The sequence below is a fragment of the Thermobifida fusca YX genome, from assembly GCF_000012405.1.
Classification (GTDB): domain Bacteria; phylum Actinomycetota; class Actinomycetes; order Streptosporangiales; family Streptosporangiaceae; genus Thermobifida; species Thermobifida fusca.
Window position 1 is genome coordinate 2,837,146 of record NC_007333.1, and the last position, 20,192, is coordinate 2,857,337.

Below are 20,192 nucleotides of genomic sequence, written 5' to 3' on the forward strand. Positions count from 1 at the left end.
CCTTCCGTGGACCGGCCGTGCCCTCCCAGCGGCACGGCACGTGTTCTGTGAGGGGTGACATTGACGCTAGCATCGACCGGCCGCAGCGCGGACTGCTGTTCGGCATGGCCCCGTCCCTTCGGTCAGGGCGCGTCCGAGTCGTCCTTCTGTGCCGGGGGAATCCCGCTGTCTCCCTCGTCTGAGGCGCTGGTCGCCTCCGGTTCCGCGGTGCGGGGGGTTTCGCGGTTCGAGGTCTTGGGCTCCCGTTCGGGGCGCTTCAGTTCAGCGATGACTGTGCCGCACACGGAACGCAGCTGCTCGAGAGTGATCGCTCCGGAGCGGAGGACGCGCGGGACCGCGTAGGTGAGGTCGACGATCGTGGACGGCGGGGTGCTGGTGCAGGGGCCGGCGTCGAGGTAGACACTGACCGCATCGCCGAACTGCGTTTCGGCTTCCTCGACCGTGGTCGCTGCCGGCTTGCCGGTGACGTTCGCACCGCTCACAGCCATGGGGCCGACCTCTTTGAGGAGTTCCAGCGCCACCGGGTGCATGGGCATGCGGACCGCCACGGTTCCCTTGGTGTCCCCCAGGTCCCACGACAGGCTGGGGGTGGCCGCGCACACGAGTGTGAGCGGGCCCGGCCAGAACTCCTCGATCAGGTCTTGGCCGTATTTGCCGAGGTCGTCGATGAGCGCCTGCGCTGCGCGGACCGTGCCGACCAGAACTGCCGGGGGATGCTCCCGGCCGCGCTGCTTGGCGTTGCGGAGCGCGGTCACGGCCGCCGGGTTGAACGCGTCTGCGCCCACCCCGTACACGGTGTCGGTGGGCAGGACAACCAGTTCCCCCCGACGCACTGTGGAGGCCGCATCCGCGATCCCGGCCTTGCGCTGTTCGTCGTCCGCGCAGTCGTACCTGCGGCTCACACCCTCACCTCAGTCTGTCCAGGGTTGTCGATGCGGTTGACTCAGTCCACGGCACGGCGAGCGACCACGAACCGGTCCCGGTGGGCGAGGTCTTTCCGGTTGCGCACCTCGCACCAGCCGAGTTCTTCAGGGAACAGCGGCGGGATGTCGATGCCCTGTCCGTCGCCGTGCTCGATAGCGATGTATCCGCCGGGGCGCAGCAGGCGGCGGCCGACCGCTTCCAACTGGCGGATCATGTCGAGCCCGTCCGGGCCTGCCCACAGCGCGATGGCGGGATCGTAGTCGCGGACTTCCGGGGGGATCTCGTCGGCGCTGTCCAGCGGCACATACGGGGGGTTGGTGATGACCAGGTCCACCCGGCCGTGGTATTCGGGCAGGCAGGTGCGCATATCGGCGTGGTGGGCGGTGATCCGCTCCCCCAGTCCGCTGCGGGCGATGTTGCGTTTCGCCCAGGACAGCGCTGTCGCGTCCACTTCCACCGCGTGGACTCGGGAGCGGGGCACCTCTTGGGCGATGGAGATCGCGATCGCGCCCGACCCGGTGCCCAGGTCCACGACCAGGGGATCGGCGACGTCCATGGCCCGCAGGGTGTCAATCGCCCAGGAGACCATCATCTCGGTCTCGGGACGGGGGATGAAAACGCCGGGGCCTACTTCCAACTCGAGATAGCGGAAGTAGGCGCGGCCGGTGATGTGCTGCAAGGGTTCCCGTGCCGCCCTGCGGGCTACACACTCCCAGTAGCGGGCGTCGAAGTCGCTGTCCGCGACCGTGTGCAACTCTCCTCGACGGACGCCGTGCACGAACGCCGCGAGTTCCTCGGCGTCCGCCCGGGGCGAGGCAACCCCGGCTTCCGCGAGCCGAAGCGTCGCCCGCGCGACCTCGTCGAGCAGGAGGTTCACTGCTGAGCGGCCTCCAACCGCTCCTTGGTGTCGGCGTCGACGAGCGCCTGGATCACGCCGTCCAACTCCCCGTCGAGCACCTGGTCGAGGTTGTACGCCTTGTAGCCCACCCGGTGGTCGGAGATGCGGTTCTCCGGGAAGTTGTAGGTGCGCACCCGCTCGGAGCGGTCCACGGTGCGGACCTGGCTGCGCCGTTCCGCGGCGGCCTCTGCTTCGGCCGCGGCCTGCGCTTCGGCCAGCAGGCGGGCCCGCAGCACCCGAAGCGCCTGCTCTTTGTTCTGCAACTGGCTCTTCTCGTTCTGGCAGGACACCACGATCCCCGTGGGCAGGTGGGTGATCCGCACCGCGGAGTCGGTGGTGTTCACGCTCTGCCCGCCGGGGCCCGAGGAACGGTAGACATCGATGCGCAGATCGCTCTCGTTGATCTCCACCTCGATCTCTTCAGCCTCGGGCAGCACCAGCACGCCAACGGCCGAGGTGTGGATCCGTCCTTGCGACTCGGTGACGGGGACCCGCTGGACGCGGTGGACTCCGCCTTCGAACTTGAGCCGGTGCCACACGCCTTGCCCGGGTTCCACCGTGCCGCGGTTCTTGATCGCGATGGTGATGTCCTTGTAGCCGCCCAGGTCGGAGTGGGTGGCGCTGATGATCTCGGTCTTCCAGCCCTGACGCTCGGCGTACCGCAGGTACATCCGCACCAGGTCGCTGGCGAACAGCGCGGACTCCTCACCGCCCTCTCCCGCCTTGACCTCCAGGATGACGTCTTTGTCGTCGTTGGGGTCGCGGGGGATGAGCAGGGTGCGGAGCCGTTGAACCAGTTCTTCGCGCTGGGCGGCAAGCTGCTTCGCCTCGTCAGCGAAGCTCGGGTCCTCGGCGGCCAGCTCCTGGGCGGTCTCGATGTCGCTTTCGACCCGGTTCAGTTCCCGGTAGGTGGCGACGATGGGGGTGAGCTGGGAGTAGCGCTTGGCCAGGGTGCGTGCCTGAGCCTGGTCGGCGTGCACTGCTGGGTCGGCGAGCTGCTGCTCCAGCTCGTAGTACTCGCCGAGTAGGTCGTCCAGCTTCACTTCTTTTCCATCCCCCACAAGGGTCGGATCGGACTGGCAGTCGCTGCGGTGGTGCGCCCCGGGACACGGGACGCACCGCCACGGACGCTACTTGCGCTTCCCGAAACGCTTCTCGAAGCGGGCGACCCGACCGCCGGTGTCCAGGATCTTCTGCTTCCCCGTGTAGAAGGGGTGGCAGGAGGAGCAGATCTCAGCCCGGATCACTCCATTGGGCGCTGTGCTCCGGGTGACAAAGCTGTTGCCGCACGTGCAGGTCACCTGCGTGACGTGGTAATCGGGGTGAATACCGGGTTTCATGGTGGTTCTCCTCGCTAGTGGCGGTCGCCGGACGCACGCAGCCGTCACCGTTTCACTGCTGAGGCATGCGTGCGCGAACCGGTACCGCGGCGGTCGTCGTACCAGTCTGCCAGACCGTGGAACCGTGGTCGTCCGGATCGTATTCCCGTGCATAGTCGACGGGCAGGACGATGAGCACACGTCACCGCCGAACGATGCTCGGACTCACCCGTTCCGCCGGTGCAGGCCTGCACCGGCGGAACGCTAGTCGTTCGGCCCGATCGTGGTCTTCTGGACCTGCAACAGGAATTCAGCGTTGCTCTTGGTCTTCTTGAGTTTACTCAGGACCAGTTCCAACGCCTGCTGCGTGTCCAGGGCGTGCAGCACCCGGCGGAGCTTCCAGATGATGTTGAGCTCCTCGGGCGACAGCAGGATCTCCTCCTTGCGCGTGCTGGACGCTTCGATGTCCACCGCGGGGAAGAGCCGCTTGTCGGCGAGGCTCCGGCTGAGCTTGAGCTCCATGTTGCCGGTGCCCTTGAACTCCTCGAAGATCACCTCGTCCATCCGCGAACCGGTCTCGACCAGCGCGGTAGCCAGGATCGTCAAGGAGCCGCCGTTCTCGATGTTGCGGGCGGCGCCGAAGAACCGCTTCGGCGGGTAGAGCGCGGTGGAGTCGACACCACCGGACAGGATGCGCCCGCTCGCCGGTGCGGAGAGGTTGTAGGCGCGTCCCAGCCGGGTGATGGAGTCGAGCAGCACCACGACGTCCAGTCCCATTTCGACCAGACGCTTCGCCCGTTCGATAGCGAGCTCGGCAACGGTCGTGTGGTCTTCGGCGGGACGGTCGAAGGTCGAGTGGATGACCTCGCCCTTGACCGTGCGCTGCATGTCGGTGACCTCCTCAGGCCGCTCGTCGACGAGGACGACCATGAGGTGGCACTCGGGGTTGTTCTGGGTGATCGCGTTGGCGATCGCCTGCAGCACCGTCGTCTTACCCGCCTTGGGCGGGGAGACGATGAGGCCGCGCTGCCCCTTGCCGATGGGCGAGATGAGGTCGATGATCCGCGTGGTGAGGATGTGCGGCTCGGTTTCGAGGCGCAGCCGCTCCTGCGGGTACAGCGGGACCAGCTTGGAGAACTCGGGCCGGTTGCGCGCCCGCTCGGGCGGCATGCCGTTCACGCTGTCCAGCCGGACCAGCGCGTTGAACTTCTCCCGACGCTCGCCTTCGCGCGGCTGGCGCACCGCTCCGGTGATGGCGTCACCCTTGCGCAGGCCGTACTTGCGGACCTGGGCCAGCGAAACGTAGACGTCGTTGGGACCGGGCAGGTAGCCGGTGGTCCGCACGAACGCGTAGTTGTCGAGGATGTCCAGGATGCCCGCGACCGGCAGGAGGACGTCGTCCTCGCTGATCACCGGCTCTTGGTCAGCACGCTCCCGGTTGCGGCGGTCACGGCGGTCACGGCGGCGTCCCCGGCGGCGGGACCCTCCGCTGTACTCCTCGTCGTCGCTGTCGCTCTTGGTGCCGTTCTGCTGCTGGGAGGCCTGCTGGTCGCTGCCTCCGTCGCGGTTACGGCTGCGACGGCGCCGCTCCCTGGTGCCGTTCTGGCCGTTCTGGGCGGGCTGTGCGGTTGTGGTCTTCTCAGTTTCTGCGGGAGCCGACGCCGTGGCGTCCTCCTTGGCGCTCTCAGTGGTGTCGCTGCTCTCGGCCGCCGGGGTCTCCGCGGTTTCTTCACCGCTGCGGCGGCGGGAACGGCGACGGGTCCGTTCCGGCTTTTCAGCCGACTCTGTTGCAGTTTTCTCGGTGGTCTTGTCCGCCTTTTCTGCCGCCGGTTCGGTGGCGGGATCCTCAGTCGTGGCGGCGGACTCCTTCTTTTTCGCGGCTGTGGTGCTCGCGGTTTCGGCGGTCTTCGCCGTTGTGGTCTCGGGCGCGCTGACCGGCCCACCCTGCTTGGCTTCGATCGCAGCGATGATCTCGCTCTTGCGCATCCGGCCGGTGCCCGTGATTCCGAGGTCGGACGCCAGACGCTGCAGCTCCGTGAGCTTCAGCGCGGCCAGCCCGGTACCTCCGGAGCGGCTACGGGACCGCGTTGACGCGCTCTTGCCAGCGGGGGGCGCGGCGTCGCCGACGTCCACTTTGGACGAGGTCGTGTCCTGCGTACCGACCGCCGCGTCCTGGTGGAGTTCGGTGGTGTCGCTCACTAAGGGTCCTTCCCAAGGAGCGGGCTGGTGCCGTCATGACGAAGTGATCGGCCAGCCCGGTGGTGCGAACCGGCTAGGGCCGGGTCAGGCGTGCCCAGTGTGGCTGCCGGAACCGCTACTGGACAACGAGTTTTACCCGATCGCGGCAGGCGCTGGACACATCCAGGCACTGGGACGATGGGCTGCATGAAACTGCCCTCGGGCCATCCTGTTGTTTCTGTGCCAGGAAACTAGGGACTTCAATGGAGTGGGCAGAGCCACGGACACGCCGCGGATTCGACACAGTGGCAACCGTGTGAAGCGCTTGCGGAACGGGAACCGCTTGCGCGGTTGACGCGGAAAACACTGCGGCGGATAAGCACAGGCCCCGTGGCGGGGCACCTGGTGCTTCACCTACCCTAACATCACCGGAGCCCACAGCTATTCCTCGGCACAAGTCTATGAACGGGGAGAAGTGACACGTACCCCTACCAGATCAATCGCTAAGGGGCGTATGTGCCATTCAGTACCCGCTCGCCGCCGGATTGAATCAACTATGGCGCTGTTCTTTTGTGGAGATTCGCCGTGGGGATCGCCCGCGGCACCGTGGTAGAGCACTAAGACGGTAGGTCCGGCTCCGGAGATCACCGCCGCCAGGCCGTCGCCGCGCAGGGATTCGACCAGCGCAGCGCTTTCCGGCATGGCTTCGGCCCGATACGACTGGTGCAGCCGGTCCTCGGTCGCCTCGAACAGCAGCTCGGGGCATTCGCGGACGGCCGCGACGAGCAGGGCCGCGCGTCCCGCGGAGAACGCGGCGTCGGAGTGCGGCACCGTCTCAGGCAGCAGCCCCCGGGCCCGCTGGGTGGACAGGCTCCGACGGGGCACGCAGACGATCGGCAGCACCCCGGGTGCGGGAGCTGCCGTCCAGGCACGCCAGGTCTTGGCACCGTGCCAGGAGATGGTGAACCCGCCATAGACACACGGGGCCACGTTGTCCGGGTGGCCTTCGATATCGGCCGCGGTCTGGAACACCCAGTCCCGGTCGAGCCGGCCGCCGCCGACCAGGGCCGCGGTCGCGGCCACGCCCGCCACGATCGCCGAGGCGGACGACCCCAGTCCTCGGCCGTGCGGGATGGCGTTGCGGCAGCGCAGGTCGACACCGGGCATGGTCTGACCGACGGCATCGAATGCGGCGCGCATGGCGCGTACCACCAGATGCGACTCGTCGAGAGGAACGCTGTCCGCTCCTTCCCCCTCGACAGCCACCGTAACATTGCGGTCCTCGCGGACGCGGACTTCGACCTCGTCGGACAGGTCCAATGCGAGTCCAAGAGAGTCGAATCCCGGTCCGAGGTTCGCGCTCGTAGCAGGGGTACGCACAGTAACCGCGGTGCGCTGCGGCTGAGGCATTCAGTGGCTCCGAATGAGGAGGGTCTGGGCTAGGCCAGGCCGAGCGCCGCCGCAGCGGCCTGGGCATCGACAGGAATCGTGGTGGCAGAGGAGGCGCCGGCCAGAGCCCAGTCGGGGTCTTTGAGGCCGTTGCCGGTGACCGTGCAGACGACGCGGCTGCCCCGCTCGATCTGCCCGGCTTCCACTGCCTGCAGTAGGCCCGCCACACTGGCCGCGGAGGCCAGTTCCACGAAAACCCCTTCCTGGCCGGCAAGCAGCCGGTAGGCGGCGAGAATCTGCCGGTCGGTGACCGCATCGATGCGACCGCCGGACTCGTCGCGGGCCTTTTCCGCAAACCGCCAGGAAGCAGGGTTGCCGATCCGGATGGCAGTAGCAATAGTACGCGGCTGGGTCACCGGTGCGCCATCGACGATCGGTGAGGCCCCGCTGGCTTGGAAGCCGAACATGCGCGGCAGGCGGGTGGCCAGTCCGTCTGAGTGGTACTCCTGGTAGCCCATCCAGTAGGCGGTGATGTTGCCCGCGTTGCCCACCGGCAGGCAGTGGACGTCGGGAGCGTCGCCGAGGGCGTCCACGATCTCGAACGAGGCGGTCTTCTGGCCCTGGAGGCGGAACGGGTTGACCGAGTTGACCAGCGCCACCGGGTAGTCGGTGGAGAGCTGGCGGGCCAGTTCCAGACAGTCGTCGAAGTTGCCGTCGACTTGGAGCAGGCGGGCGCCGTGGACGAGGGCTTGCGCCAGTTTGCCCATGGCGATCTTGCCCCGGGGCACGAGGACCGCGCAGGTCATCCCGGCGCGTACCGCGTAGGCGGCGGCGCTGGCGCTGGTGTTCCCCGTGGACGCGCAGATGACCGCTTTGGCTCCTTCCTCAGCGGCTTTGGAGATGGCCATGGTCATCCCGCGGTCTTTGAAGGAGCCCGTGGGATTGAGCCCTTCAACCTTGAGGTAGACCTCGCATCCGGTCAGTTCCGAAACCCGCGTGGCGGGAACCAGCGGTGTACCCCCCTCAAGCAGGGTGACGACCGGGGTGTTCGCCGTGACGGGAAGGCGATCGCGATATTCCTCGACGATTCCTCGCCACGCCCGTGCCATGCTCATGACAGGGCCCTTTCGAATGGTGGACTGGTTGGACGACCGGACGCCGTCGCCGCGCCCGGATGGGATGCTCCAGTGGGGCGACCACGCGTGAGCTCGTAGTCTGCCCCTGATTCTAGAGCCCTTCGGAACGCGGCACTTCCGCGGCATCTGCCCCTTGGGGCTGCTGCGGCGGCCGCCGCGGGAGGCGAGGGACGGGTCCGGGCGCTGCTCATCGTTCGTTGTCGAAGGTTTCGACCCGCATCACGCTGGCGACCGCGCGGACGTCCTCGTGGTTGCGCAGTTGCTCCACGGTCCGGGCCAGGGCGGCATCCGGCGCGGTGTGGCTGACCAGGACGAGCTGGGCGTCGTCCCCGCGGCCTTCCTGGCGGACGTGCTTGATCGACACGCCGTTGGCCGCGAAGACTTTGGCGACCCCGGCGAGCACGCCGGGCCGGTCGGCAACGTCCAGCGCCACGTGGTAGCTGGTGATGGTCTCCCCCATGGGGTGGACGGGCAGTTTCGCGTCGGCCCGGCCGTCGGCCACGAAAGTGCGGGCCAGGCGGTTCCGTGCCACCGCGACCAGGTCGCCGAGGACTGCGCTGGCGGTGGGGACGCCTCCCGCGCCCGCGCCGTAGAACATGAGCTGCCCGGCGGACTCGGCTTCCACGAACACCGCGTTGTAGGCGCCTTTGACGCTGGCGAGCGGGTGTTCGCGGGGCAGCATCACCGGGTGGACGCGCACGCCGATGCTGGAGCCGTCGTCGGAGCGCTGGCAGATCGCGAGGAGTTTCACCACGCAGCCCATGGCCTTGGCGCTGGCGATGTCGGCCGCGGAGACCTCGGTGATGCCTTCGCGGTGCACATCGGCAGCGGTCACCGGTGTGTGGAAGGCGAGCCGGGCCAGGATCGCGGCTTTAGCGGCGGCGTCGAAGCCCTCCACGTCGGCGGTCGGGTCGGCTTCGGCGTATCCCAGGGCCTGGGCTTCCTCCAGTGACTCGGTGAAGCCGGCGCCCAGGCTGTCCATCCGGTCCAGGATGTAGTTGGTGGTGCCGTTGACGATGCCCAAGACCCGGTTGACGCGGTCCCCGGCCAGGGAGTCACGCAGCGGCCGCAGCAGCGGGATGGCCCCGGCGACGCTGGCCTCGTAGTACACGTCAACTCCCGCTTCCCGGGCAGCGGCGTGGATGGTCGCGCCGTCCTCGGCGAGCAGCGCCTTGTTGGCGGTCACCACAGACTTGCCCTTCTGGATCGCGGCCAGGATGAGCGACCGGGCGGGCTCGATGCCGCCGATGACCTCCACCACGAGGTCGATGTCGTCTCTGGTCACAAGACCCATGGCGTCGGTGGTGAGGAGGTCGGGGTCCACGCCCGTCCCCCGGGCGCGGTCCAGGCGGCGCACCGCGATGCCTCCGATCTCCAGGGGCGTTCCGATGCGCTCCGCAAGTTCACGCGACTGCTCGTTGAGCAGCCGGACCACCTGAGAACCCACAACGCCGCAACCCAGCAGCGCCACCTTCAGTGCCATGAGGGGGTGACTCCCGTTTCGTCGTTCATTGTCCGTATCCAGAACCTCGTCGTGGTGGCCAGAGCGTCGTCGGCCACTGCTCAGCCTACGTCCAGCCGCAACAGGTCTTCTTCGGTTTCCCGTCGCACCAGGACGCGGGCGTTCTTCTCGCGGACCGCGACCACGGCAGGCCGGGGCACGTGGTTGTAGTTGCTGGCCATGGAGTAGCAGTAGGCGCCGGTGGCGGCCACTGCTACCAGGTCGCCGGGACGCAGGTCGGCAGGGAGGTAGAGGTCGCGCACGACGATGTCGCCGCTCTCGCAGTGCTTGCCGACCAGGCGGGACAGCATCGGCTCGGCGTCGCTGTGCCGCGAGGCCAGCACACAGGTGTACTCCGCACCGTACAGCGCGGTGCGGATGTTGTCGCTCATACCGCCGTCGACACTGACATAGGTGCGGATCCCCTCCACGTCCTTGACCGTGCCGACCTCGTAGAGGGTGATGCCCGCCGGTCCGGCGATGGCGCGGCCGGGTTCGACCGCGATCCGCGGCACCGGCAGGTTCTGGGCGGCGCATTCGTGTTCGACGATCGACCGCAGGCTGTCCGCGATGCTCTTGGGGTCCAGCGGGTCGTCGTCGGGGAGGTAAGCGATCCCCAGCCCGCCCCCGAGGTCGAGTTCGGGGAGGGAGATCCCGTGTTCAGCGTAGATCTGGGTGAGGAAGGTGCTGAGACGGCGCGCGGCGACTTCGAAGCCTGCGGTGTCGAAGATCTGCGATCCGATGTGGGAGTGGAGCCCGACGAGGCGCAGGTGCGGGGAGGTGAGCAGGCGGCGCACCGCCTCGGCAGCCGCCCCGTTGCTGAGGGACAGCCCGAACTTCTGGTCGTCGTGGGCGGTGGCGACGAACTCGTGGGTGTGTGCCTCCACGCCGGTGGTGACACGGATCAGCACTTCGGGGACACGGCCTCGCTCCGCGGCGATCCGCTCCAGCCGGTCGATCTCGTCGAAGGAGTCGATGATGATCCGTCCGACGCCGACTTCGACGGCCCGGGCCAGTTCGGCCGCGGACTTGTTGTTGCCGTGCATGCCGATCCGCTCGGGCGGGAACCCCGCGGCCAGGGCGACAGCGAGCTCGCCGCCGGTGCACACGTCGAGTTTGAGCCCTTCCTCGGCCACCCAGCGGGCCACCGCCTTGGTGAGCAGGGCCTTGCCCGCGTAGTAGACGTCGGCGTCCTCGAAGGCGAGACGGTAGTCGCGGGCGCGGGCCCGGAAGTCTGCTTCGTCGATGACGTAGAGCGGGGTGCCGAATTTCCGGGCGAGTTCGGTGACGCCGACACCGCCGATGGTGATCTCGCCGTCGACTCGGGTGGCTGTGCTCGGCCAGACGCGGGGGTGGAGCTCGAGGAGGTCCGCCGGAGGGCTGGGTGGGTGTTCCTCAGGCAGCACGTCCGCGTGGCGCGGTCCGGCGGGATGGGCGTAACGGCTCATGGATAAGACTCTCGGCTGGGTTGTGCTAGGGGCGGAGATGTGGTCGCGCGCCGGCCCGTACTGATCGCGGCGCGGTTGACGAGCGTCTACAGCCTTGTGGGCGCGGACACACCGATGAGGAGGAGTCCCGCGCGTAGGACACCGGCGGCGGCTGCACAGAGGTCGAGCCGGGCTGCCACGGTTGTGGTGTGGGTGTCGGCCGTGCCCTCGTGTCCGGGCAGGACACTGTGGGACTCCCACCACTCATGGTAGGCAGCGGCAAGGGACTCAAGGTAACGCACCAGGATATGAGGTTGGTGACGCCGGGCTGCAGCGCGGAGCGCAGCCGGGCCGTCGAAAAGCGTACCGAGGAGGGCCTCGGCTGCGGGAGTGGTGAGGGCCGCTACTTCGTCGGCGGTGTGGCGGCGGCGGGTGCCGAGCCGCCGCAGCCCGAGCTGGGCCGCCCAGTGGTGGACCGCGGTGTGCGCGTGGGCGTGGGCGTAGCGCAGAGCGAAAGCCGGGTTGGCGGCGGTGGCGCGGGCCCAGGCGCCCGGCGCGTGCGGGCTGGGGCGCGCGGGCAGGTCGGGGCCGGTGGTTTCCTGCGGCCGCACCTGGTCGGCGGCGCTCCGGCAGGCGGCGACGCGGGCGGCAGCCTCTCCGATCACCGTGAGCAGTTGGGCGGCCTCGGTTGCGGTGTTGTCCTGGGGCACGTCGCGCCAGTCCGCTGGGGGTTGCCGGGTGAGGGCGGCCGCGGCAGCGGGCGCGGTCGCGGGGTCGGCGGCCGCAGCGATCCGGCGGCGCGCATCAGCACGGGCCCAGTCCCGTAGCTGTCCGGAGTCGCGGGCGTGGGCCAGGTCGGAGAGGGCCCAGCCGTCGGGGGGCGGCCCGGGTTGGTGTGCCACGCCCGGGACGGCCAGGTCGAGCAGAAAGGCCGCGGGCGCGTCGGCGACGAGTTGAGCGAGCGCGGCCCGCATGCTCGGCACGGGGGTGACGGCAACGAATCCGGGTCCGGTGACCTGGACGTCGGTGAGGTGCGGCTGGTTGCGGAGCACCGCGGTGATGTCGGCTGCCAGGTCGCGGGCAGCCCGGCCGAGGCGTCCGGCGAGCCGCGACGGCAGGGGGGAGAGGTACTGTCCGGGCTGGTCGGTCGACCGTCGGAGGGGGGCGTCGGGAAGGTGGGCCGCGGGGATTCCCGTGGCTTCTGTACAGGCGTGGCGGATGAGGTCGCTGAGATAGCGGGGGGTCGCCGCAGCGAACGACAGTGCTGTCATGGCCATGTGGGCTCCGGTGCAGGGCCGGATGTGTGGGGTGCCGGGCAGGACGGCGAAGGTGTCTCTGCCACGGTCCGCTTCTGGCATGCGTGGTGTGATGAGTGCCACTACACGGTGGCGGACCGGGAGGTCTGCGCCTGGTTCGGCAGCCTAGTGCCCCGGGAGGACGGGCAGCTGGATTGGGTGTTGCAGTGTCCTCGGAACCGCGGTGGTCCGGTGTCTTTGCTCTGGTGTGACCTGTGGCTCTGTCCCGCTTCTCGCTTTGCGGTGCGGCTCGCGGGGCGCGCCGAGCGGTGCCCGGTGTGGGGGTTGTGGGCGTGACCGCAGCGCTCGGGGGTGGCTGCGGGCGGCAACAATGATCGTGCAACCTACTCAGCGGCCCTGCTACAGTTGAGGAAGCAGAGCGCCCCCTTAGCTCAGGGGATAGAGCAACGGCCTCCGGAGCCGTGTGCGCAGGTTCGAATCCTGCAGGGGGCACCCAGAAGACAGCAAACCCCGGCGGCTTTCAGTCCCGGGGTTGTGTTGTTGACAGGCTTTTCGGTGCTGTTTCGGGCTTACTTGCGAGCGTACCGCCGCGTCTTTTTCCGCTCTCTGCGCGGACTCTTCTTCGTGGGACAGCCATAAGGTGCGTGCGGTGCCCCGCGGGCCGTTCCCCTGCCGAGTGGGCCAGCACACATGTCACCAGGGTGCTCCCGGTGTCTTCGGGCAGCGAGGCGAGGCTGTCTGCCTGCGCAGGCGGCGGGCACGGCCTGTTCTTCGCCTTCTCTCCTCCCCTTTGTCTCAGACAGGTGATCCGCCCGCCGCATCCGCACGGGTGCGGCGGGCGGATTTTTCTTTGCCGGGGCTCACCGCGGCCCGGGCTACAGCGGCACCCCGTCCCACAGGGCGCGGGTGGCGGGGTACGGGTCCGTGACCATCTCCGAGACGGGGTGGTCGAAGCGCATGACCGACCGGGTTTCGGGGTTCCATGCGGGCCAGCCCGGGTCGCCGGAGGTAGCGAAACGCACCCAGGCGTTGTGGACGGTCTCGGCGAGCTCTTCCGGGGGGTTGGTGCCGACGAGGGAGGCGGCCCGGTCCAGGGTGCGGAACACGAAGGGGAGCTCGACCGCGTGGCAGGCACCCAGGATTCCGTCGAGCTGCGGAGTGCGCCAGGCGAATTCGTAGCCGAAGGTGCGGGCGGGCGCGTCGACGCGGGATTCGGCGATGCGGAGGGCGGGGATGCGGAACACCTGGTCGGTGATGATCGAGGCGAGGATGTCGCCGGGTTCTTCGCCGCGTCCTTCCGCGGTGTAGGCCTTGGCGGCGTCCGCGTCCAGCCCGGACTTGGCGAGGTGGGTGGTCACGTAGTCGCCGGTGATGAAGGGCAGCAGCCCGGTGGGGGCGAGGAACAGCCGGTATTCGTCGGTGGTGGTGCCGAACAGCAGGTCGACGTCGTGTCCGGCGCCGCCGGCGATGGCCTCCGCGGGGCGCTGGGAGAGGAGTTCTCCGTCGATGACGGGGGCAAAGGGCAACAGGACACTGCCGCCGGCGATCCGTTCCCCCCACACTGCAGGGTCGGGGGCTCCCTGGATTTCTTGGGCGACCTGTTGTTGGACGTCGAGGAGCTGGGCGACGGGGACGTGGGCGAGGGCTGCCGCGGTGGGTTCGACCCCCAGCCGGTGGGCGATCACTGCGGCGATGGTGGTGGCATCTTCGGCTGCCACTGCCATGTTGCCTGCGCCTGACTGGAGGATGGCACGGCGGAACAGGCCGCGGGCTCGCGGGGTGGCCATGAGGGTGCACACGCTCATGGCGCCCGCGGATTCCCCGAACACGGTGACATTGCCGGGGTCGCCGCCGAAGCGGGCGATGTTGTCGCGCACCCATTCCAGGGCAGCGATCTGGTCAAGCAGGCCCCGGTTGGAAGGAGCGTCAGGCAGGTCGGCGAAGCCGATGATGCCGAGCCGGTAGTTGAAGCTCACAAAGACGACGCCGTCGCGGGCGAAAGCGGCGCCGTCGTAGACGGGTTCTGAGCCGGAGCCGTTGGTGAACGCCCCGCCGTGGATCCACACCATGACCGGCAGGCCGACGGCGTTGGGGTCCGGGGTCCACACGTTGAGCGTGAGGTAGTCGTCCCCCGGGATGAACCGTTCGATGAGCAGCGCGCCGATGGCTTCGGGGTAGGGCGGGCGGGGCGCGGTGGCGCTGAATTCGGTGGCGTCCCGTACCCCGTCCCAGGGGCGGGGCGGGCGGGGTGCGGTAAAGCGGTGGGCGCCGACAGGCGGCTCAGCGTAGGGAATTCCGCGGAAGACCGCGATCCCGTTCTCTTTGCTTCCTCGCACGTCGCCCGAGCCGGTTCTGATCACGATCTCCACGCATTTACCCCTTTCTTTACCGACTAGTCGGTTTCTTCCTAGTAATGCGGGATGAGTGATGTCAAGGGGCACACGTGAAGATTTCTCATTCGCCACCCATTTTCCGTTTTTAGGCAGCGTGTCAGGCTACTTGCGTCGCCCTCACCGCCCAGCCGCACAAACACAGCCACCTGGCCGAATTACCGCAAACCGATTCCGACCGTCCGCGGAATCGTCCGTTTGCGCACCGCATTACCGGCGCGTCGGCACCGCCGCGCGCCTCACCGCTGCTTGTCCATCCCCCACGCCGCTACCGCTGCGTCACCGTCGCGACCTTCCGCCCGCGGGCCGTCCCGTCCCACTGATCCGGCCCTCGGAAAGCTCATTCCCAACCAAAACCACCCAAACGGCGTAAGTGGGGCGCCGACCCGCGGCGCCCCCGCCACGGACTGTGAAAGAGGGGCTCATGCGAATCAGGCAGGCCAGCCGCCGCGGTGTTGGAGCGAACAACGAAGACCGGCTCGGCAGCGGAGCTGACTGGGCGTTCGTCTTGGACGGAGCCACCGCCCCCGCCGGAGTGGACAGCGGCTGCATCCACGATGTGTGCTGGCTCGTCGACCGGCTAGCGGAAGCGCTCAGCGTCACCCTCAACACCCCGATGCCGCTGACCGACGCGCTCGCCGTCGCAATCGAACGGGTCTGCTATGCCCACGGCGGCCAGTGCGACCTGAACAACCCAGACAGCCCGTCGGCGACCGTGGCCCTGGCTCGGCGCTGCGACGACGGCTTCGACTACCTGGTGCTGGCGGACACCGCGGTGGTATTCGCCCAGGGCGACGGAACAGTCCAGGCAGTCAGCGACGACCGGGTAGACCGCCTGCCGGGAGGCCGCCCCTACAGCAGGCAGCTCGTCCGGGAATCCCGCAACGCCCCCGGAGGGTTCTGGGTCGCCAGCACGGTCCCCGAAGCCGCCTATGAGGCGCTGACCGGGACCGTGCGCGGCAACGAGTTCGCGCTGATGTCCGACGGCTGCTCTCGCCTAGTGGACTACTACGGGTATAGCTGGGCAGACGTCTGGAACCACCTCCGGGCCTACGGCCCGCACTCCCTGGTCGACTGGGTGCGTCGCGAGGAACGCCGCCACGGTGTGAAACTCGGCAAACTCCACGACGACGCCACCGTGCTGCACGCGGTCTTCGCCCCCGACCAGGCCCGCAGGCTGGCCCGAGCCTCCCATTGACTGCCCTACCCGGGGCGGGGCACCGGTGTGTCAGTCCTGCTGCAGGACTGACACACCGGTCGTCCAGATCGTTTCGGCCCCGTGCGGCACGGGACGTCGATCACGGATGGGGAGGGAGGACTGCAGTCGGACTCCGGCGGTCCGCAGCACGGGAATACGGCTGGTCGCACCATGAGGCTGGGGATGGCCACGGCGCTAGGGACCGTCAGCCGAAGCACTTTCCAAGGTCTCGCTCTTCTCCTCGTCCCGACTGATGGCCTAGTTCGGGCGGTGCTGAGCGGTACGAACCGGACGGGGAAAGTCGCTGCGGGCTCAGGCTGCGCAGAGCTCCATTGCCACTTTGAACGCCACGGTGTCCGCGCGTCCACGGTTCGCCAGTGCGGTAGCGAAGATGGGGGCGAAGGCGACACACCACCGGAACAACCGCTGGTGGGGAACGCCGATACCAGCGGCGAGGACCATGCAGCGTTCCTCGATCTCGGCGAGGGACTCGGTCTGCCACACCGCCCAATCGATCGCGTCATAAGCGGGGTCCCCCAGGCAGCCGCGGGGGTCGATGGCGACCAGTCCGCGTCTCACTCCCCCGTCGAGAATGTTGCCCGGGTGGAGCTCCCCGTGGAGCGGCACCGCGTTCTCCTCCTCCCACGCCAGGGTGCGGGCCAGCGCGTGGCCGTGGTGCATGAACGGGGCGGGGACGAGGTCGGCGGCCGGGCCCTCGACCCGAGCGCGCTCCCACAGGTCGAACAGGAAGTTGACTCGGCTGATCAGCGGGTGCAGTTCCTGTCGTTGGGCGTCGCTGAGCGGAATGGAGTGCAGCTCGGTGATGAGGGAGCTGATCTGTTCCATCGGGGGGACCGTGCCGAGCTCGGCAATAGTGAACCCCGGTTCGATCGCTTCCAAGAGGATTCCGCCGCGTTCCGTGTCCACCGCATAGACCTTCGGCACCCGGTCGGTGGACGCCCACAAGGCAAGGACGCGCCCCTCGGCACCGATCAGCGCTGGATCAGGGCTGATCTTGAGGATCGCTGGGGTCCCGTCGGCGCGGCGGCACCGGAAGACGACCGATGTCTGTCCGTGCGGTCCGCGTCCTTCCACCGTGCAGCCCCACTCGTCCATGAGCTCGGTGACAAGGCGGGGAAGCCCGTCCAGCCAGTGCAGCGCCCCGGCCCCGAAACGTCGCACCAAGCGCTCTTGTTGTTTGTCATCGATGGGCTGCGTAACGACATTATTCATGGGAACCACCCTCAGAAGATCGGTTTCCTCTATCCGTGCTTCCCCCTTACGCCCCTGTCACTCCTCTTTCCTCTGTATTCTGCGGCGCACTGCGTCCGCATGCCGGGAGGGGCGTGTGTTTCTGATCGGTTCCGCGGGGAAAAGCAGTCCCCGGTCAGTGGACTCGGGGCCGGATCGGGTAACCGGTTGTTTTCTCTACGCAAGGAGAACGTCGAGGCGACGGCTTCCCAAACAGAGAGCCACCGCGTCGATACTGAACTGTCAAGGATTTGTCGGCTGGCTTCATCCCGGGTATTAGCGGCGCTTGGCAGCCGAATCCGCGGCGCTCTCTCACCGAATCGGGGTATTCCGCCTCGGCTCTCCGTTCCATAGCGCCCCAGAGGGCTCGCGGATCGCCGTGTCCCGCCGCCGGTTGCGGAGCTTGGATACCGTCTCACTCCTCCGCGCTGCCGCGGGATTTTCCTTTCTTTGCGGCGCCGCCCAGCCGCGGCCCGGATTCTTTCGGCGTATTCACAGCGGGAAGGAGCACCCGTCTTACGACGTGTTTCGCCAGCCGCGGCCCGTGCGGGGCCGGGAGATGCAGATATGCGGATCAGCCCCCTGACTCTTCCTGCTCGGACGGTCCTGGCCGACGCCGGTGCGGTCGGCCAGGACCGTGCTGGATGGAGACTTCCGGTTCGTGGAGTTCCCCTCCAGGCTTTCCGTTCTGCTCGTCACGCTGCCAGCCGTGCGGTGGCGGCCCGGTGCTGGGCCAGCAGTGTTTCGACCACGACGGGTGAAGGGCCGAGCGGGGCGGTGACAGTGGTGGCACCGCTGTCCTGGAGTTCGGCCAGCTCTGCCCCGTCCACGAGCTGCCAGGCGGCCACAGCCACCCTCTCGTGCCCGTTGCGGCGCAGGCGAGCCACCGCGTCGGTCACGGAAGGAGCCCATTCCCGCAGGTAGCCGATCTGAACCGGGGTCTGCAGCCGACGGCTCAGCATTCGCGCCACGTCGAGGACCTGGCGGTGCTCCGTGTCGTTGGACAGCTCCAATCCGCCGTCCACAGCGAGGACGATGCCGTCCCCGGGACGCCAGTCGGCGGCGTGGAGCCGAGCGATGAGCTGCCCGACGATCGAGGGCACCGCTCCCAGCGGGGCCGTCATGCAGGCGTCGAAGCGGCCACCCAGGTCGAGCCCGGCCAGCAGTTCAGTGCTCGCGGTATCGCTGCCCGCGAGGAACGCCGGGACGACTACGAGCGGTCCCGCCGTGGACTGCACGATGTCGCGGAGTTCAGCTCGGGTGCCGAACGCCGTGCATACCGGGACCTCTCGGCGGTCGGACACCGCTTCGGCCAGGCCATGCAGGGCGTCTCGGCGCCGGGCGTCACGTGTTCCGTCCGCCACGAGAACCATAGTCGGGACCATAACCACTGCCTCCAAAAGACCCGAGAACCCTGCCTGTTAACCCCGGAGCCTAATAAGCACGGGTTTCACACGAATGAATCTGTGTTACACGTGAGCTAACAGCGCCCAATAGTCGCCCACCCGACCGAAGTCAGAACAAAGACCAAGCTGGTTGACTCCGGGAGGAACACTGGAGGATTACCCCTCCGTGGACCACTACCGGTAGCCACGCACTACAGAGGATAATCGAAGGGAATTTTCTTCTCCATATCACAACAATGTTGCGCCTATCACTTAGGATGTCGCTCTGCAGCGCATGGGCGGTGCGGACCCGCGGAGTTCTCGGGGTAGCGGATTCCGGTCAAGAGTCAGCCTTCCAGGAGATTCATTGGGGGGCGTCCGGTCCATTCGGAGGGCGCGGTGTTCAAGAAATACCCAGTTCCGAACCCGCCTTAACATAATTTCCCAAGCGGCTTCTCCCCGCCAGCAGAGCAGAATGAGAAAATTGAAAAGAACGTGTTCTAACAGGCGAATTGCGGACCGGTTCGCCGCCTGTCTGGATCGCCATGGAGGTGGCGGTGCCGCAAGGAAGCACATTCCCCAGCGCTGACGAGGAACTCATCCGTACCGATCCCCGGCTCCCCGGGCTCCGCTCGCTCCTCACCGGGGACGCGGCCGCAGCACTCCTCGACACACTGCTCCCCGAAAGCCAGGAACGACCGTCCCGCATCACCGTGGTGCGCGGCCGCTACCGCCGCGGCACCAGCTTTACCGCCACCCTGGTCCTGCACTCTGCAGACGGCCCGCAGTACGCCTTTGCCCGGGCTTTCCCCCCGGACGCCGCGGCCGAGCTCGCCGCGGAGCTCGACTATGCCCGCCGGTGGCATCCCCCCGCTGCGCGGAGTGCTGGTCTGCGCGCCCTCGCCGCCCCAAGGCTGCATGGACTCTGTTCCAGCCCCGACCTCGGCATCGTGCTGGGACCGCCCGCGGACGACCGTGCCCTGCCCGCCCTGCGGTGGCTCGTCGACGAACCGCACCGCTCGACCGGGCTTGCTGAACTGTCGCCGCGCACTCGCTCCTACCTGGCCGGACACCACTGGACCGGGCAGACCAGCGACGCTTCAGGCGCTCCACGACTCGTGCTCCATGCCCGCTCCGCTGGGGTGAACGCGGCCTGCTACCTCGGCCCGGCGCTTGCCGGAATCCCCGTGCCCGGGCTGGTCAAAGTGAGCCGGTACGGGCTGGTGGTCACCGAGTGGCTCCCCGGAACACCCGTGAACCGCCTTGCAGCATCGGCTCAGGAAGAGGCCCTGGCCCAGGCTGGTCGGCTGCTTGCCCGCCTGCATGCGGCGCCGCCACCGCGGGAACTCCCCCGCCGCGATCTGGACACCGCACTGTCCTGCGCCGCTGCAGACCTCTCCGCGCTCCTCCCCCGCCTGGCGTCCCGCGCCGCGGCCGTGGCGCAGGACGTCAGCGCCACCCTCGCCCGTACCGAGACGCCTTCGGTGTTCGTCCACGGCCGTCTGGCACCGACGCGCATCATCGTGGGCGAGCACGGTCCGGCGTTCGTGGACTTGACGGAGGCGCACCGCGGCCATCCCGCCGTCGACCTGGCCTGGTATGCCGCATCCTGTGCTGCAGCCCAGCCGCGCCCTGGCCGCCCGGTCATCCCGCCCGAACCGCTCCTAGCGGGCTACCTGGACGCGCTTCCCCCGCCGCTGGCCGCGCACGTCCACCGCGACCTGGGTGCCGTGACGGCTGCCGCGCTCCTGCACCAGGCGACCGTTCCGTTCCGCCGCGGTGCCCCCGACTGGGGCATCCGCGCGGCCGCGCTTCTCGCCGCTGCCGAAGCCGCGCTGGCGGAGCAGTGACCCGCGCGGGGCGCCGCACCGCCACCGCCGTTTGCCGAAGTGCTCTGCGGGGCATGCCGTATCAGCCGGTCTCGGATGCCGGACCACGGC

Annotated in this window: 15 protein-coding genes and 1 tRNA gene; 3 read left to right on the top strand and 13 right to left on the bottom strand. The window is 68.4% G+C overall.

The window, feature by feature from the left end:
- Positions 1–122: 122 nt before the first annotated feature.
- From TFU_RS12010 to TFU_RS12055, 10 genes are all read right to left on the bottom strand, one after another.
- Positions 123–902: an L-threonylcarbamoyladenylate synthase gene (locus TFU_RS12010; protein ID WP_011292840.1), complete on the bottom strand. Its 780-nt coding sequence runs from the start codon at positions 900–902 to the stop codon at positions 123–125.
- Positions 903–943: 41 nt separating this feature from the next.
- Positions 944–1,801 carry a peptide chain release factor N(5)-glutamine methyltransferase gene (prmC, locus tag TFU_RS12015; RefSeq protein WP_011292841.1) on the bottom strand — a complete coding sequence of 286 codons (858 nt, stop codon included), beginning with the start codon at positions 1,799–1,801 and terminating at the stop codon, positions 944–946.
- Positions 1,798–2,865 carry a peptide chain release factor 1 gene (gene prfA / locus TFU_RS12020; RefSeq protein WP_011292842.1) on the bottom strand — a complete coding sequence of 356 codons (1,068 nt, stop codon included), beginning with the start codon at positions 2,863–2,865 and terminating at the stop codon, positions 1,798–1,800. Before prfA ends, prmC begins: the two co-directional genes overlap by 4 nt.
- Before the next feature lie 87 nt (positions 2,866–2,952).
- A complete protein-coding gene (gene rpmE, locus TFU_RS12025; RefSeq protein ID WP_011292843.1) occupies positions 2,953–3,162 on the bottom strand; it encodes a 50S ribosomal protein L31 in 210 nt (69 codons plus the stop codon).
- 243 nt (positions 3,163–3,405) lie between these two features.
- Entirely contained in the window at positions 3,406–5,340 is a 1,935-nt protein-coding gene (gene rho / locus TFU_RS12030; RefSeq protein WP_011292844.1) for a transcription termination factor Rho, read from the bottom strand.
- A gap of 438 nt (positions 5,341–5,778) precedes the next feature.
- On the bottom strand, positions 5,779–6,729 hold the full coding sequence (gene thrB, locus TFU_RS12035) for a homoserine kinase (RefSeq protein ID WP_011292845.1): 951 nt from the start codon (positions 6,727–6,729) through the stop codon (positions 5,779–5,781).
- Positions 6,730–6,758: 29 nt separating this feature from the next.
- On the bottom strand, positions 6,759–7,823 hold the full coding sequence (gene thrC, locus TFU_RS12040) for a threonine synthase (protein ID WP_011292846.1): 1,065 nt from the start codon (positions 7,821–7,823) through the stop codon (positions 6,759–6,761).
- 208 nt (positions 7,824–8,031) lie between these two features.
- Positions 8,032–9,327 (bottom strand): homoserine dehydrogenase, encoded by a 1,296-nt coding sequence (locus TFU_RS12045; RefSeq protein WP_011292847.1) that lies wholly within the window; start codon positions 9,325–9,327, stop codon positions 8,032–8,034.
- An 80-nt stretch (positions 9,328–9,407) separates the two neighbouring features.
- The gene (gene lysA / locus TFU_RS12050; protein WP_011292848.1) at positions 9,408–10,793 is read right to left on the bottom strand and encodes a diaminopimelate decarboxylase; all 1,386 of its coding nucleotides are present in this window, start codon (positions 10,791–10,793) and stop codon (positions 9,408–9,410) included.
- Between the two features lie 86 nt (positions 10,794–10,879).
- The gene (locus TFU_RS12055; RefSeq protein WP_255266193.1) at positions 10,880–12,049 is read right to left on the bottom strand and encodes a DALR anticodon-binding domain-containing protein; all 1,170 of its coding nucleotides are present in this window, start codon (positions 12,047–12,049) and stop codon (positions 10,880–10,882) included.
- A gap of 399 nt (positions 12,050–12,448) precedes the next feature.
- On the opposite strand from TFU_RS12055, the gene TFU_RS12060 reads away from it, so the two are divergent.
- Positions 12,449–12,520: transfer RNA gene (locus TFU_RS12060), tRNA-Arg, on the top strand.
- A gap of 383 nt (positions 12,521–12,903) precedes the next feature.
- On the opposite strand, the gene TFU_RS12065 is transcribed toward TFU_RS12060, so the two are convergent.
- Positions 12,904–14,397: a carboxylesterase/lipase family protein gene (locus TFU_RS12065; RefSeq protein WP_011292850.1), complete on the bottom strand. Its 1,494-nt coding sequence runs from the start codon at positions 14,395–14,397 to the stop codon at positions 12,904–12,906.
- 445 nt (positions 14,398–14,842) lie between these two features.
- Between TFU_RS12065 and TFU_RS12070 the strand changes: the two genes are divergently transcribed.
- The gene (locus tag TFU_RS12070; protein ID WP_011292851.1) at positions 14,843–15,616 is read left to right on the top strand and encodes a PP2C family serine/threonine-protein phosphatase; all 774 of its coding nucleotides are present in this window, start codon (positions 14,843–14,845) and stop codon (positions 15,614–15,616) included.
- Positions 15,617–15,928: 312 nt separating this feature from the next.
- Here TFU_RS12070 and TFU_RS12075 read toward each other — a convergent pair whose 3' ends face one another.
- Positions 15,929–16,849: an aminoglycoside phosphotransferase family protein gene (locus TFU_RS12075; RefSeq protein ID WP_011292852.1), complete on the bottom strand. Its 921-nt coding sequence runs from the start codon at positions 16,847–16,849 to the stop codon at positions 15,929–15,931.
- 713 nt (positions 16,850–17,562) lie between these two features.
- Complete coding sequence (locus tag TFU_RS12080) at positions 17,563–18,252, bottom strand: sirohydrochlorin chelatase (protein ID WP_011292853.1); 690 nt, start codon at positions 18,250–18,252, stop codon at positions 17,563–17,565.
- A 557-nt stretch (positions 18,253–18,809) separates the two neighbouring features.
- On the opposite strand from TFU_RS12080, the gene TFU_RS12085 reads away from it, so the two are divergent.
- Positions 18,810–20,102 carry an aminoglycoside phosphotransferase family protein gene (locus tag TFU_RS12085; protein WP_234351631.1) on the top strand — a complete coding sequence of 431 codons (1,293 nt, stop codon included), beginning with the start codon at positions 18,810–18,812 and terminating at the stop codon, positions 20,100–20,102.
- Positions 20,103–20,192 lie beyond the last annotated feature (90 nt).